The sequence below is a fragment of the Mycobacterium sp. 1245111.1 genome (assembly GCF_001673405.1).
Taxonomy (GTDB): Bacteria; Actinomycetota; Actinomycetes; order Mycobacteriales; family Mycobacteriaceae; genus Mycobacterium.
This window is the reverse complement of the sequence record NZ_LZLV01000104.1, coordinates 1-14,401: the sequence shown is the minus strand read 5'-3', so window position 1 is coordinate 14,401 and position 14,401 is coordinate 1. Positions and strand designations below refer to the sequence as shown.

At 68.0% G+C, this 14,401-nt stretch carries 12 protein-coding genes and 2 pseudogenes; 4 read left to right on the top strand and 10 right to left on the bottom strand.

Annotated features, from left to right (window positions below):
* Positions 1 to 37 precede the first annotated feature (37 nt).
* Complete coding sequence (locus A5658_RS15480; protein ID WP_082993192.1) at positions 38 to 376, bottom strand: hypothetical protein; 339 nt, start codon at positions 374 to 376, stop codon at positions 38 to 40.
* Positions 377 to 528: 152 nt separating this feature from the next.
* On the opposite strand from A5658_RS15480, the gene rbpA reads away from it, so the two are divergent.
* Positions 529 to 867, top strand: coding sequence for an RNA polymerase-binding protein RbpA (gene rbpA / locus A5658_RS15475; RefSeq protein WP_067336691.1), 339 nt, complete (start codon positions 529 to 531; stop codon positions 865 to 867).
* A gap of 3 nt (positions 868 to 870) precedes the next feature.
* Here rbpA and lnt read toward each other — a convergent pair.
* The 3 genes and pseudogenes from lnt to A5658_RS15455 all read right to left on the bottom strand — a co-directional run bounded on the left by lnt (position 871) and on the right by A5658_RS15455 (position 5,887).
* Positions 871 to 3,476 (bottom strand): annotated as a pseudogene (gene lnt / locus A5658_RS15465) (apolipoprotein N-acyltransferase).
* A 322-nt stretch (positions 3,477 to 3,798) separates the two neighbouring features.
* Positions 3,799 to 5,318: pseudogene (locus A5658_RS15460) on the bottom strand (amidohydrolase).
* Between the two features lie 95 nt (positions 5,319 to 5,413).
* Positions 5,414 to 5,887 (bottom strand): FxsA family protein, encoded by a 474-nt coding sequence (locus tag A5658_RS15455; RefSeq protein WP_067336681.1) that lies wholly within the window; start codon positions 5,885 to 5,887, stop codon positions 5,414 to 5,416.
* Positions 5,888 to 5,953: 66 nt separating this feature from the next.
* Here A5658_RS15455 and A5658_RS15450 point away from each other — a divergent pair, with 66 nt between their 5' ends.
* Complete coding sequence (locus tag A5658_RS15450) at positions 5,954 to 6,652, top strand: dienelactone hydrolase family protein (RefSeq protein WP_067336710.1); 699 nt, start codon at positions 5,954 to 5,956, stop codon at positions 6,650 to 6,652.
* Here the strand turns inward: A5658_RS15450 and A5658_RS15445 are convergent.
* Positions 6,635 to 7,018 (bottom strand): PPOX class F420-dependent oxidoreductase, encoded by a 384-nt coding sequence (locus tag A5658_RS15445; RefSeq protein ID WP_067336678.1) that lies wholly within the window; start codon positions 7,016 to 7,018, stop codon positions 6,635 to 6,637. The two genes, A5658_RS15450 and A5658_RS15445, sit on opposite strands and share 18 nt — an antisense overlap.
* A 368-nt stretch (positions 7,019 to 7,386) precedes the next feature.
* Complete coding sequence (locus tag A5658_RS15435; RefSeq protein WP_067336669.1) at positions 7,387 to 8,136, bottom strand: SDR family NAD(P)-dependent oxidoreductase; 750 nt, start codon at positions 8,134 to 8,136, stop codon at positions 7,387 to 7,389.
* Positions 8,137 to 8,171: 35 nt separating this feature from the next.
* Here A5658_RS15435 and A5658_RS15430 point away from each other — a divergent pair, with 35 nt between their 5' ends.
* Positions 8,172 to 8,585 (top strand): F420-dependent biliverdin reductase, encoded by a 414-nt coding sequence (locus tag A5658_RS15430; RefSeq protein WP_067336665.1) that lies wholly within the window; start codon positions 8,172 to 8,174, stop codon positions 8,583 to 8,585.
* Between the two features lie 5 nt (positions 8,586 to 8,590).
* On the opposite strand, the gene A5658_RS15425 is transcribed toward A5658_RS15430, so the two are convergent.
* The gene (locus A5658_RS15425) at positions 8,591 to 9,256 is read right to left on the bottom strand and encodes a GNAT family N-acetyltransferase (protein WP_067336662.1); all 666 of its coding nucleotides are present in this window, start codon (positions 9,254 to 9,256) and stop codon (positions 8,591 to 8,593) included.
* A gap of 16 nt (positions 9,257 to 9,272) precedes the next feature.
* On the bottom strand, positions 9,273 to 10,397 hold the full coding sequence (locus A5658_RS15420; protein WP_067336658.1) for a Xaa-Pro peptidase family protein: 1,125 nt from the start codon (positions 10,395 to 10,397) through the stop codon (positions 9,273 to 9,275).
* Positions 10,398 to 10,427: 30 nt separating this feature from the next.
* Here A5658_RS15420 and A5658_RS15415 point away from each other — a divergent pair, with 30 nt between their 5' ends.
* A complete protein-coding gene (locus tag A5658_RS15415; protein ID WP_067336707.1) occupies positions 10,428 to 11,387 on the top strand; it encodes a 5'-3' exonuclease in 960 nt (319 codons plus the stop codon).
* A gap of 1 nt (position 11,388) precedes the next feature.
* On the opposite strand, the gene A5658_RS15410 is transcribed toward A5658_RS15415, so the two are convergent.
* Positions 11,389 to 12,159: a DUF4333 domain-containing protein gene (locus A5658_RS15410; RefSeq protein WP_067336655.1), complete on the bottom strand. Its 771-nt coding sequence runs from the start codon at positions 12,157 to 12,159 to the stop codon at positions 11,389 to 11,391.
* Positions 12,160 to 12,234: 75 nt separating this feature from the next.
* A partial coding sequence (locus A5658_RS15405) for a helicase-related protein (protein WP_156751488.1) occupies positions 12,235 to 14,401 on the bottom strand: 2,167 nt, incomplete at its 5' end.

Sequence of the window (14,401 nt, the reverse complement as noted above, 5' to 3'; positions counted from 1 at the left end):
ACTGTACCCGCCACAAGTCAGCCGAGGCCAAGCCCGGTCAGCGCCACCCGTCAGCCGCCGCGGCGGCCCGCATCAGCGCGTCGCACAGTTCGCGCAACTCGGGGGTGTCCGCCCCCTCGTCAAGCGCCGTGGCCACGTCTTCCGCCGCGCATCTCACCTGGTAGACGCGGTCTGACAGGTCGGCGGCCTCGTCGGCGGAGAGCACCACGGCGTCGGCCGGCAACGATACGGAGTTGGCGCCATTGATCGATGCCCGCTGCTCGTAGGCGCGCTGCCGGCATGACTGGCGGCAGTACTGGCGGCGCCGACCCAGCCCGCTGTCAGCGACGTCACGGCCGCACCAGCGGCACGGTTGAGGACGGGCGCGGCGTGTCACGGGCCCGACTTTAGTCGGGGTGCCGGTCGGATCCCGGTATCATGGAACGTCGGGTCGCCTGCCATCCGCGGCGCCGCCGGGAACCAAGCCATCCGCCGTGACGTTGTTCAGGGCGCTAGCTGATAAGAAGACATTAAGAGGAGTGCTAACCAATGGCCGATCGCGTCTTGAGGGGCAGTCGCCTTGGAGCCGTAAGCTACGAGACCGACCGCAATCATGATTTGGCGCCGCGTCAGATCGCGCGCTACCGCACCGAAAACGGCGAAGAATTCGACGTTCCGTTCGCCGACGATGCCGAGATCCCCGGCACCTGGCTGTGCCGCAACGGCATGGAGGGCACCCTGATCGAGGGGGACCTGCCCGAGCCGAAGAAGGTCAAACCACCCCGTACGCACTGGGACATGCTGTTGGAGCGCCGCTCAGTTGAAGAACTCGAGGAACTACTCAAAGAGCGTCTCGAGCTGATCCGCACCCGCCGTCGCGGCAGCTGACCCTTACTGCTTGACCGGCGTCGCGCGCCTGCGGTGCAGGCGCCCGTCAATCCCCCACTGCGCCACTTTGACGACGGCTTCGCGAATGTTGGATCCGCTCATCTTCGATACGCCCAGCTCGCGCTCGGTAAAGGTGATCGGTACCTCGGCGACGACAAACCCGTTGGTGATGGTGCGCCAGGTCAGGTCGATCTGGAAGCAGTAGCCCTTCGAGTCGACGTGGTCGAGGTCGATTTTCTCCAGCACGTCCCGGCGGTATGCACGGTAACCGGCGGTGATGTCGTGAATGCCGATGCCGAGAGCCAGCCGGGCGTAGGTGTTGGCTGTCCAGGACAACGCCCAGCGCCGCCACGGCCAGTTCTTGACGTCGCCGCCCTCGACGTAACGCGAACCGATCACCAGGTCCGCGCCGCCGTCGATGGCCTCGAGCAGCCGGTGTAGTTGCTCAGGGGCGTGGCTGCCGTCGGCGTCCATCTCGACGAGCGTGCTGTATCCGCGGTCGAGCCCCCAGGCGAAGCCGGCCAGATAGGCCGCCCCGAGGCCGTCCTTGACGGTGCGGTGCATGACGTGGATCAGGCCGGGATTCGCCGCTGCTAGGTCTTCGGCCAGCTGCCCGGTGCCGTCGGGGCTGTTGTCGTCGACCACCAGGATGTGGACGTCGGGGCGAGCGTCGCGCACTCGCTGCACGATCAGTGGAAGGTTCTCCCGCTCATTGAACGTGGGGATGATCACCAGGGTGCGCAGGCTGGGGCGATCGCCCGCGGCCCGAGACACCGGATCGCCGGTGGTCATAGGTCTCCTTTTTCTGGCCCTTGGCGGGCGGTATAGCGAGCGTCATCGTCGAACTCGGCGTCATATGTCAGGTCGTCCCCGTCGGCTCCCTCGTCGTCACCGAGCGGGTCGTCATCGGAGTTCTCCGACACCGGGCCACCTCTGTTTGCCAGCTCCGACAGTCGTCGGTGGATATCCGCGAACCATCCATTGTGCAGTATCGCGGCAAACAGCACCGCCAGAGCCGCCACAACTAGCGCACCCTGCACGATCGGACCCCACTTTGCGGCGGGCGTCAGCGACGTCTTGAGGCGGACCTGGTTGTCCAGGTGGGCTGGTGTGAAGAACTGGGTTCGCTGTAGCTCACGGCCGTCCGGTGTGACCACGGCCGAGATCCCGACGTTGCTGGCGACGAGGGCGTAGCGATCGAGCTCCACGGCGCGCAGCTTGGAGAACGCGAGCTGCTGCTCACTCATCGTCTGGTTGAAGTTTGCGTTGTTCGCGGGCACGGCCAGTACCTGGGCGCCGTTGCGGACCGCGTGCCGCAGCGCCCGGTCGAAGCTGACCTCCCAGCAGGTGGCGATCCCGATCGGGGTTCCCTTGGCTCGCACGACCCCCGGGCCCTTGCCCGGCACGATGTACCCGGCCATGTCGGCCATGCTGGACAGATGGCGGAAAAAGCCGCGCCACGGCAGGTATTCGCCGAACGGTTGCACGATCCGCTTGTCGTGGCGATCGCCTGGACCTGTCATCGGATTCCAGACGATCACCGTGTTCGTCTGGGCCGGATCCTCGATCGTCCGATTCGGGACGTCGAGCACCGTGCCGACCAGTATCGGCGCTCCGATAGCCTCGACGGCGACTGAAATCTCTTGCGCCGCTTCAGGATTGGCAAGTGGGTCGATTTCCGATGCATCTTCGGGCCAGACCACGAAGTCGGGCTGCGGCGCTCGACCGGCCCGCACGTCGTCGGCCAGCCGCCGGGTTTCGCGCACGTCGTTGCCGAGCACCGCGAGGCGCTGTGCGTTGAATTCCAGGCCCAACCGGGGGACGTTGCCCTGCACCACTGCCGCGGTGACCGTGGGTTCGTTGCCCGAGCCGGTGCCGGAATGTCGGACCTGCGGCCAGACGGCGGCGGCCAGGAAAAACATCAGGCAGATGCAGAACGCGGGCAGCAGGACCGCTGGCGGCGCGTCGGCCACCCGGATGTGTTCCGCGGTCTGCCGCCGGTGCGATGCCCACCACCACGACACGGCCTCCATGACGAACGCGGCGGCGCCGCAGCCGGTGAGCACGATCGCCAGCGACAGCAGCGGGACGCCGCCCAGCCGAACCAGCGGCAGGAACGGCCCAGACGTCTGCCCCGCGGCGACCACACCCCACGGAAAGCCACCGAATGGGATCGTGCACTTGAGCCATTCCTGCGCGGCCCAGATCACAGCGAACCAGACCGGCCAACCGGGAAGCCGCCGCACGGTGACGGCCCCCAAACCGAAGAGTCCCGGGAAGATCGCGCACAGCAGCACCAACGCCAGCAGGGGTGTCGCGCCGACCAGGATGCTGATCCAACGGATCAGCGGCAGGTAGAACGCGAAGCCGAACAGCACGCCATAGCCGAAGCCCCCGAACGGCGTGGTGGCCTGCCTGGTCAGCACCCACGCCAGCACGGCAAACGTCGGGATGGCGGCCCACCACCAGTTGAACGGCGGATAGCTCGAGCACAGCAGCAGTCCGGCGACGATCGACGCGCTCAGCCGCGCCAGTCTCGGCCGCAGCCACCTGCCCGCCCGAGGCACCCGCTTACGGGTCTCGGCAGCGAGCCAAGCGGCCAGCCGCATCAACCACTGCCCCGCCACTCTGCCAACCCGAGCCGCCTGGCCACGCAACTCCGCGCGCCGGTCGTGGGGCACATCCGGGGTGTCGGCGTTCGCTTTCGGCGACCTGAGGTCGCTGAGCAAATCATCGATGTCGTCATCGACGTCGTCCTCGGGTTCGACGTCCGGGACCCACGGGACTTCCCCGGTTTCCTCGGCGTCCGGGACAGGAATTTCGCCGGTGATGGCCTCGTCGTCGTCGATCGGATCCGTGACCGCCGGGATGATGTCGGTCTTCTCCGTGCTCTTCACGGGCCGGATTCGGCGATCGAACCTTCTAGGGTCCCTAGGCACGGATCACCGCGCCTCGATGGACCGTCTGGCGGCAGCGCGGCAGCGGGTCACCGGGCCTAGCCGCGGCAATGCCGGTAGCCGCGACCGCGGGTCGGTTGACCAGCGCCGTACGGCTTGGGTTGACGTCGACACGCTCGCCTCGAATTCATCGACATCCCAGACCGCATAGGAGGCAGGGGCGCCCGGGACCAGGCGACCGGTCAGGCCGTCGCCGGCACCGCAGGCCCGCCAGCCACCGCGGGTCGCAGCGGCGAACGCAGCCCGCGAGGAGATCGAACTGCCGGGGGTGTGGTGGTTGACGGCCGCCCGGATCGTCGCCCAGGGGTCGAGGCCGGTCACCGGTGCGTCGGATCCGAACGCGAGGGCCACGCCTTGGGATGCTAGCAGCGCAAACGGGTTCAGACGCCCCGCTCGATCGATACCGAGACGGCGCGCATACATGCCCTCGCGACCGCCCCAGAGCGCGTCGAAGTTGGGCTGCATGCTCGCCATTACGCCCCACGTGCCGAGCTTGGCCGCCTGTTCGGCGGTGACCATCTCCAAGTGCTCGAGGCGGTGGCCGCAGCGGGCCACGGCGGGTACACCGAGGTCGTCGACCACCCGCTCCAGGGCGCCGACGACGCTGGCGACCGCGGCGTCGCCGATGACGTGGAATCCGGCCGTCACGCCGGCTTCGGTGCACGCCCGTAGATGCGCAGTGACGGTGTCGTGGTCCAGATAGCAGGTCCCGCGATGCTCGGCGGCGTCGTCGTATGGGTCGTGCAGCCACGCGGTCCGCGATCCGAGGGCGCCGTCGACGAACAGGTCACCGGCCAGCCCCGCAGCGCCGGTCTGGTCGAGGAGTTCGCGGGCCTGAGCCGGGCTGGTGACCGCCTGGCCCCAGTAGCCGAACACCTCGACGCCGTGGTCGAGAGCTTTGAGTTCGCGCCAGTCGTCCAGGCCGCCGATCTGAGGGCCAGCGCATTCGTGAACGGCGACAATCCCATTCGCTGCCGCGGCATCCAGCGCGGCCCGCCGCGCGTCGGCCCGTTGCGGGTCGGTCAGCAGCTCACGCGCGGCGGCGCGGACTTGGTGATGCGCGTCGGCCACCAGCGGAGCCTCGGTCTCCGGCACCTGGGACCGTCGGCGCAGGTTCGTCGATGCCAGCGCGGAATGCACGTCCACGCGGGCCAGGTAGGCGGGCCGATCACCGACGACCGCGTCGAGGTCCGCGGTGCTCGGTGTCACGCTTTCCGGCCACGACGTCTCGTCCCAGCCGTGGCCCCAGATCGGCTCGCCGGGGTGCGCCGCGGCGTAGTCGGCGATCAGCTGCAGACAGTGCCGCCGCGACCTGGCGGCACGCAGGTCGAGGCCGGTGAGCGTCAGCCCGGTCGCGGTGAGATGGACGTGGCTGTCGACGAATGCCGGTGCGACGAAGCCGCCGGCCAGGTCGACGACGTCGGCGGCGGCGAACTGGTCGCGGCCGACGTCGTCGCTGCCCAGCCACACCACGACCCCCTCACGCACCGCCATTGCGGTGGCGTCGGGGTGGGTCGCGCTGTGCACCCTGCCGTTCAGCAACAGGGTGACCGGGACGTCAGTCACGCCGAAGAACCTAAAGGGTTGAGCTACTCGGATCGCAATGCGGGCGGATCGACGTCGGTGACGTCGATGACCTCACCGTCGATGTAGTCGGGACGCGACGGCCGGTTGTACGGCCCGACGCCGGAGACGGTGATCAGCGGGATGCGCCGGCCGAGGCCGCGGACGGCCATCGCGCTCAGCAGCGGGCGGGCTGCCGCCCGAGTCGGCGGGAGCAACAGCAACAACCCAGCGGCGCTGGTCACCAGGCCAGGCATCACCACGAGCAGGGTGCCCAGTGCGACGGCCATGCTGTCGGCGGCAAGCTTCGGTTGATCGGTGTTCGGACCCGACCGCAGCCGGTTGACCTGAAGCTTGAGTTGCGAGCCCGCAACAGCCAGGCCTACGACCACTGCGGCCAACAACAGCAGCAGGGTCCATCCGAGCCCGATCGTGGACGCCAGCGCCACGACAACCGCGAGCTCGGCGACGACGTAGACCAGAAACAGTCGCGACACCATGAACTGCCAACGTCGACGACCGCCGCCGGAGTTCCGCCGACCGCTCTCGCGCGGTTAGATGGCGTGGTGACGACAATCGAGATCGACACCCCGACCGGCCCGATCGACGCCCTGCTCGACATCCCCCAAGGCGCCGGCCCGTGGCCCGGCGTGGTGATCATCCACGACGCGATCGGTTACGCGTCGGACAAGGAATCGATCAACAGCCACGTCGCCGCGGCGGGATACGTCGCGTTGACCCCGAACCTGTTCTCCCGCGGCGGCTGGGCGCGCTGTGTCACGAAGGTGATGCGCCAGCTGCTGACCCAAGAAGGACAGGCGCTCGACGACGTGTTGGCCGCCCGCGACCACCTCAAGGCGCTGCCGGAGTGCACTGGACGCGTCGGCATCGCTGGGTTCTGCATGGGTGGTGGTTTCGCACTTATCATGTCGCCCAAGGGTTTTGACGCCTCCGCGCCGTTTTATGGCACACCGCTTCCGCGGCATCTCAGCGAGACGCTGGACGGCGCGTGCCCAATTGTCGCCAGCTTGGGCAGCAGGGACCCGATCGGCATAGGCGCGCCAAAGAAGCTGCAACGGGTGCTCGACCACAAAGGCATTCCCAACGACGTCAAGACCTACAAGGCCGGACACAGCTTCGCCAACAAGCTGCCCGCCCAGCCACTGCTGCGTATCACGGGATTCGGCTACAACCAGGAAGCCACCGAGGACGCGTGGGCGCGGGTATTCGCGTTCTTCGGCGAACACCTACGAAGCGGCGCGTAGCTCCAGACCGACGTTGTTGGTCATGCCGCCGCGCCGCTTGCTGAAGAAGTTGAACACCCGGCCGACGATGCCGTACTTGTTGCCGATCGCGTCGTAGACCAGGCCGGTCTGCGACGTGTCGAGGATTGTCGCGGTCGCCTCGATGGGCTCACTCTTCGGATTCCCACGGATGTCGCAGATCGCCAACGTGACACGTGGCGTGTTGCGAATTCGCTTGACCTTCCACGACTTTGCCTGCGTGATGACCAGCAGCCGGTCGCCGTCGCTGGCGGCCCAGATCGGCGTGGGCTTGGGCCGACCGTCCTTGGTGAAGGTGGTCAGCAGGACGTATTGCGCCTTGGCGACATCTGCGAAGCTCGGAGCCACGGCGTCAGTCTAGGGGGCGCTTGTCAGCCGCTCTACGATTAGTGATGGCCACAGCTACGAACACGAAACATGTCGACCATTTTGCCGCCTGGGCGCGCCCCGTCGTCTCTATCGTCTTGTTTGCCGCGGTCATCGCGGTGGTCTTCTTCGCCGGGTTCTATACCGAGAGGGAGACCGGCAACGTTCTTCCAGTCTTGGAAGATTTTCCGTTCTCTCTTGTGTCGGGAGAAAACACTTGCATTGAGAGAGTGTGTAAACCTGCCGGGAGGTTCGGGCAGCATTGCCGTCAGGTGATAGTCGAGTGTTGAGATCTTCAGACCGCTGACGCGCCACTCAACGCCGATTGAATCGCTCAGCGCGCCAGCGCTTTAGCGCGGCATTCGGCGCCAGACAAACTGCGGAAGCAGCTTGAACACCACCGACACCGGCCCCAATGCCCACGGGATCCACACCGTCCGTCGACCCTTGGCCAGCGCCCGCGCGGTCGCCGCGGCCACCTGCGCCGGCGTCCTTGACAGCGGCGCCGGCGTCATGCCCTGCGTCATGCGGCCGATCACGAACCCCGGCCGCACCAGCAGCAGCCGCACCCCGCTGCCGTGCAGCGCATCGGCGAGCCCACTGGCGAATCCGTCCAAACCCGCCTTCGCCGAGCCGTAGACGTAGTTCGCTCGCCGCACCCGGGCCCCTGCGATGGACGAGAACACCACCAGCGATCCCCGACCGGCCTCGCGCATCGCGGCGGCGAGATGGGTCAGCAGGCTGACCTGCGCAACGTAGTCGGTGTGGACGACCGACACTGCGTGCGCAGCATCCGCTTCGGCGCGGCTCTGATCGCCGAGGACGCCGAACGCCACTACCGCGATGTCGATCCGGCCGTGCTCGGCGATCACTGAAGCGACCAACGGACCGTGGGATTCGAGGTCGTCGGCGTCGAATTCCACGCATGCCACCGCTGCTGCTCCGGCTGTGCGGATCGCCGCAACCTGCTCGTCGAGCCGGCTGGCGTTGCGCGCCGCGAGCACGACCGACGCGCCCGGGGCAAGCCGCACCGCGAGCTGGGTGCCGATTTCGCTGCGGCCGCCGAGAATCAGCACTGTCTGCGCGCCCGTGTCATCCACGGCTGCGATTATGTCCTGCGCTAGCGTGAGCGGTGATGGCGAACTCGACGGCCCGGCTGACCAACGACGCGCTGGCGTTTCTGACCGAGCGCCACCTCGCCATGCTGACCACGCTGCGGGCCGACAACTCGCCGCACGTGGTGGCGGTCGGTTTCACGTTCGACCCGAAGACGCACATCGCCCGCGTGATCACCACCGGAGGCTCGCAGAAGGCGGTCAACGCCGACCGGGGCGGGATCGCCGTCCTCAGTCAGGTCGACGGCGCACGGTGGCTGTCGCTGGAAGGCCGGGCGAGCGTCAACAGCGAGATCGACGCCGTCCGCGATGCAGAGTTGCGCTACGCACAGCGCTACCGCACGCCACGGGAGAATCCACGACGCGTCGTCATCGAGATTCAGGTCGAGCGGGTGCTCGGGTCCTCGGACCTGTTGGCCCGCAAGGCCAACTAGCCCGGCTAGACGAGCGTCGCGCCCGGCGCGCGAATCACCAGTGGCACGGCCGGGAAATACGCGGCCATCTCCGGTCGCGACTTGGCCAGCGCCGCAGTGCCGTAGCCACGGTGCCGGTAGTCCGGGTGGATCCAGATCCGCACGTGCACCTCGTGATCGTTCAGTTCGCCGAATACCATGCCGACCTTCTCGTCGCCGTCGACCGCGACGAACCAGGCCGCCTCCTCGGCGTCGAAACGCTCTTGTGCCGAACGGATTTCGTCCTCGAGATCGGCCGCGGGAGCACCTGAGCCATCACCCTTGGCGCCGATGTCCTGAGTGCGCACGGCGAAGATGTCGTGGTCAGACGCGGCGGAGAACGCGCGCAGCGCCAGGGTTTCGCCCGCGCTGGCCGGCCGGTCTTTGAAGGTGAAGCTCAGGATGTTGTTCAGGTCCTCGAGCTCGGCGATGATCTTCTTCCGCGAATCCTTGGTCAGCTGGTCGAACGACATCCCGATCACCGCTTCGGCACCAAGCCGTGACGTGCCCAGTAACTCGACGAGTGCGTCCACCGCTGACGGTCGATCGTCGGCCTCCACGATCAGGTCCAGCACTTCGTGTCGTCGTTCCAGCGCATTCATCAGGGCGTTGGTGATCTCTCGGCGGGCGGCGGCGCGGTCGTGGTCGGTCATCGCTCGAGCCTAATACCTAAACCGCGACCACGATCAGTTCATGTGGACGCTGATTCACCGACTGCGCGCCGTCTTCGCCCACCACCACGATGTCCTCGATGCGGGCCCCCCACCGGCCCGGGAAGTAGATGCCGGGTTCGACGGAAAACGCCATGCCCACCTGCAGCGGCAGATCATTGCCCGCGACGATGTAGGGCTCCTCGTGCACCGACAACCCGATGCCGTGGCCGGTGCGGTGCACGAAGTACTCGGCGAGCCCTGCTTCGGCCAACACGTCGCGGGCGGCGGCGTCGATCTGCTCCGCGGTCACCCCGGGCCGGACCGCCTCGACAGCTGCTTGTTGCGCCCGCTGCAGCACTGAATAATGCTGCGCCACTTCGGGACTGGGTTCACCGATACTGTACGTGCGAGTCGAGTCGGAGTTGTATCCGGGCGCATACGGTCCGCCGATGTCGACGACGACGATATCGCCGACCTGGATCTCGCGGTCTGAGTATTCGTGGTGCGGGTCGGCACCATGCGGGCCGGAGCCGACGATGACGAACGCCGCCTCCGTATGTCCTTCGGCGACAATGGCTTCGGCGATGTCGGCGGCCACGTCGGCCTCGGTGCGGCCGGGCACCAGGAACTCCGGCACGCGGGCGTGCACGCGGTCGATGGCCGCTCCCGCTTTGCGCAGCGCGTCGATCTCGGCGGCGTCCTTGACCATCCGCAGCTCACGTAACACCTCGGTGGCCAACACCGGCAGCGCGCCGAGGACATCGGCCAGCGGCAGCAGATGCAGCGCCGGCATCGAGTCGGTGACCGCCGTCGCCGCGGGAGCACCTCCCACGGCGTCGGCAACCAGCGTGTAGGGGTCGGCCCCGTCGACCCAATCCCGCACTTGCACACCGAGATCTGCGACCGCGGACTCCGTCAGCGACGCCAACTCCAATCGCGGCACCACGATCGTCGGCTCGCCGGAGACCGGCAGCACCAACGCGGTCAGGCGCTCGAACGTCTGCGCCCGCGAACCGACGAGATAGCGCAGGTCGTATCCCGGAGTGATCACCAGGCCGGCCAGGCCCGCCTTCGCGGTGGCAGCAGTCGCGGCCGCCACCCGGCGGCGGTAGACGTCGGCATCGAAGCGGTCGGAACCCATGCGGGAAAGGCTACTGGCAGGATGACGGATATGTCCGCACCGCTGCTGCTGCTCGACGGCGCCAGCATGTGGTTTCGCTCGTTCTTCGGCGTCCCGTCTTCGATCACCTCCCCCGACGGCCGGCCGGTTAACGCGGTCCGCGGCTTCATCGACTCGGTGGCCACCGTGATCACCCGACACCGACCCGGCCGGCTGGTGGTGTGTCTGGATTTGGACTGGCGTCCGCAGTTCCGGGTGGATCGCATCCCGTCGTATAAGGCGCATCGGGTCGAAGTGGAAAACCCCAGCGGGCAAACCGATATCGAGGAAGTACCGGACGAGTTGTCGCCGCAAATCGAGATGATCGCCGAACTGCTCGACGCATTCGGCATCTGCACCGGCGGCGCGGAGGGCTACGAAGCCGACGACGTGATCGGCACCCTGGCGGCGCGGGAACGCCGCGACCCGGTGGTCGTCGTCAGCGGTGACCGCGACCTGCTACAGGTGGTGCGTGACGAACCGGTCGAGATCCGGGTGCTCTATCTTGGCCGCGGCCTGACCAACGCGACATTGCTGGGCCCCGCGGAAGTGGCCGAGCGTTACGGCGTACCACGCGACCGAGCCGGCGAAGGCTACGCCGAACTCGCGCTGCTGCGCGGCGACCCGTCCGACGGGCTTCCCGGCGTACCGGGCGTCGGCGAAAAGACGGCCGCGACCCTGCTGGCACAGCACGGCTCGTTGGCGGCGATTTTGGCGGCCGTCGACGACCCGAAATCCTCACTCGCCAAAGGCGTTAGAGCCAGGCTGCGGGCGGCCGCCGACTACGTCGAGGTGGCCGGACCGGTGGTGGCGGTGGCCACCGACGCCCCCGTCACGCTGTCGACCGCGACCGATGCGCTGCCGTTGGTCGCCGCCGACCCGGCGCGGGTCGCCGATCTCGCGAGCCGGCTGGGTGTGGGCTCATCGATCGCCCGGCTGCAGAAAGCGCTCGACGCGCTGCCCGCGTCGTGAGCTACTTGGGCCGACCCACCTCGTAGGTGCCCTTGTTGTCCTGGAACGTCACGGTCACCGAACGCTTGGTGCCGTCGATGCTGACGTCACAGTCGAAGGTGGCGCCCTTCTTCACGGTCGGGTTCTGACCGTTGTTGCACTTGACGTCTTTGACGTTTTTGGCGCCGTAGCCGTTGGTGCCGTCGGTGAGGATCTGTTGCACGCCGGCCTCGGCCTTGCTGACATCGAGCTTGGTGGTGACGAAGAATCCAGGCGCCCAGAAGCCCAGCACCAGGATCACCGCGACGGCGACGGCGGCCAACACACCGGCAATCACGCCGACACTCTTTTTGGAACGCTGCGGGCCGGCCGGCGGCTGCCCGTAGGGGCCGGGGTACTGGCCATACTGTCCCGGCTGCCCGGGTTGCTGCGGGTACTGGCCCGGCTGACCGTACTGGCCCGGCTGGCCGTACTGACCCGGTTGTGCGTACTGGCCAGGCTGGCCGTAAGGGGCGGTCTGGCCGTACTGACCCTGCTGCGGGTACGCGGGCGGGTACTGCGACGGCGGGTAGTACTGCGTGGGCGGCTGCTGGTACTGCCCGTATTCGGTGGGCGTGTAGGCGGGCGCATGCCAGGTTTGCTGCTCGCCGCCCGACGGTTGCCAGCCCTGCTCGCCGCCCGGCTGCTGCTGCCAGGGCGACGCCTGCTGGGTGTGGTCCTCGCCGGACTGCTGACCTTCACCCTGAGGCGGCTGCCACCCTTGCGTCGGGTCGGATCCTGTCGGTCCACTCATCGTGTCCCAGTCCTCTCAGTCGGCGATTGCAGTACACGCGTCGGTTGCCGTAGGCCACCGTAACCTCGGCTCAGCCTACCCGGCGTCAACGGCCACGACGCCGCGCCGAATCACGTCGATCGCGCGCTTGGCGCTGGCCCGCAACTCTGGCTCGGGGGCGGCGCTGCGGACCTGGTCCAGCAGGTCGAGCACTTGTCGGCACCAGCGGACGAAATCACCCGGTGACAGCGCCGACCCGGTGCCCTCGGCATCAGCGGCGGCCAGCGCCGTGACGAGGTCGCCGCTGCTGGCCCAGCGGTAGATGGCGGCGACGAAGCCGTCGTCGGGTTCGCGGCTGGGCGTGATGTGGTGGCGGTGCTCGTCAGCACGCAACTTCGCCGAGAGGCGGCGCGTCTGGCTCAGGGCTTGCCGCAACCGCGGCGTCGGGATCTGCTCGTGTCGCGGCGCTCCGGGGCTGTCGCCGCCCCGCGTCTCGTAGAGCACCGAGGACAGCACGGCCGCCAACTCGGCGTCCTTGAGACCGGTCCACGCGTCGGTGCGCAGGCATTCGGCGACCAACAGGTCGCTCTCACTGTAGATCCGGGCCAGCAGCCGACCGTCGTCGGTCACGGTGGGACGGCCGTCGTCGAGGGCGATGAAGCCGCGCTCGGTGAGCAGCCCCACGATCCGGTCGAAGGTGCGGGCCAACGAGTTAGTGGCGGCGGCGACCTTCTTCTCCAGCGCCGCGTTGTCGCGTTCGATCCGCAGATAGCGCTCGGCGACGCGTATCCGTTCTTCGCGATCGGCGTCACGGTGCCCGGGATGACGCCGCATCTTCTCGCGCAGCGCGGCCAGTTCGGGGTCGGCGTCGCGGGTTTCGGAGCGCCTGCCGCCGCGGCCATCCGAAGCCCGCAAGCCGGCCGCCGCCGAACGCAGCGCCGATGCCAGGTCGCGGCGAACCCGCGGTTGCCGATGTTCGATGCGTTTGGGCAGGGTCATCGATCCGACCGGAGTCGACTCGCCGGAGTAGTCGGCCGAGGAAATCCTTCCTGCCCAACGGTTTTCGGTCAGCACTAGCGGCCGCGGATCGGAATCGTCGCGGGCGGCCTCCAGGACGACGGCCAGCCCGCCGCGTCGTCCGTGCGTGATCGTGATGATGTCGCCCTTGCGTAAGGCCGATAGCGCGTCGTTGGTCGCCTGCCTGCGCTGTAGCCGCGACGCGCGGGCCTGCGCGCGCTCGTACTGGCTGATCTCCTCACGCAGCCGGGCGTATTCGAGAATCGGCGCGTCCTTGCCGCCGAGTTCGGCCGCGACTTCGTCGAGCATCTGCTGGCCGCGTTCGACGCCGCGGACCAGGCTTACCACCGAGCGGTCGGCCTGATACTGCGCGAACGACTGCTCAAGCAACCGGTGCGCCTGCTCGGTGCCCACGCGATTCACCAGGTTGATCGTCATGTTGTACGACGGCGCAAACGAACTGCGCAGCGGGAAGGTTCGGGTGGAGGCCAACCCGGCGACCTCGGCCGGTTCTGTGGTCTCCTCGCCCGGATGCCACAGCACCACGGCGTGACCCTCGACGTCGATGCCGCGGCGGCCGGCCCGGCCGGTCAGCTGGGTGTATTCACCCGGCGTCAGCGGCAGATGCTGCTCGCCGTTGTACTTGACCAGCCGCTCCAGCACCACGGTGCGGGCGGGCATGTTGATGCCCAAAGCCAGTGTCTCGGTGGCGAAGACCGCCCGGATCAGCCCGGCGGTGAACAACTCCTCGACGGTGTGCCGGAACACCGGCAGCAGGCCGGCGTGGTGGGCGGCGATGCCGCGCATCAGCGCCTCACGCCACTCGTGGTAGCCCAGCACGACGAGGTCGGAGTCTTCGAGATCGCCGCAGCGGTGGTCAATCACCTCGGCGATCTGCGCGCGTTCCTCTTCGGTGGTCAGCCGTAGTGACGACCGAAGGCACTGTTGCACCGCGGCGTCGCAGCCGACGCGGGAGAAGATGAATGTGATCGCCGGCAGCAAACCGTCGGCGTCGAGCATCCGGATCACGTCGGGCCGTGATGGCGGGCGGTAGAAGCCCCGGTGGTTCGAACGCCCCGGGCCTCCCCTGCCGCCTCCGCGACGCGGGCCGCCCCAGTCGGCCAGCCGGTCGGCCTCGCGGCGATGGGCGATGTGGCGCAACAGGTTTGGGTCGACGACCATCGGCCGGTCCCGCTGTGGCAGCACATGCTGGTCGGCAAGCGTCTTTTCGACCTTTTCGACTACG

Excerpts from the sequence above, each read along its gene's own strand:
- A5658_RS15425 (WP_067336662.1), bottom strand. The coding sequence starts at position 9,256 with ATGACCGACCACGACCGCGCCGCCGCCCGCCGAGAGATCACCAACGCC.
- A5658_RS15455 (WP_067336681.1), bottom strand. The coding sequence starts at position 5,887 with ATGGTGTCGCGACTGTTTCTGGTCTACGTCGTCGCCGAGCTCGCGGTT.
- A5658_RS15415 (WP_067336707.1), top strand. The coding sequence starts at position 10,428 with ATGTCCGCACCGCTGCTGCTGCTCGACGGCGCCAGCATGTGGTTTCGC.
- A5658_RS15430 (WP_067336665.1), top strand. The coding sequence starts at position 8,172 with ATGGCGAACTCGACGGCCCGGCTGACCAACGACGCGCTGGCGTTTCTG.
- A5658_RS15420 (WP_067336658.1), bottom strand. The coding sequence starts at position 10,397 with ATGGGTTCCGACCGCTTCGATGCCGACGTCTACCGCCGCCGGGTGGCG.
- rbpA (WP_067336691.1), top strand. The coding sequence starts at position 529 with ATGGCCGATCGCGTCTTGAGGGGCAGTCGCCTTGGAGCCGTAAGCTAC.
- A5658_RS15410 (WP_067336655.1), bottom strand. The coding sequence starts at position 12,159 with ATGAGTGGACCGACAGGATCCGACCCGACGCAAGGGTGGCAGCCGCCT.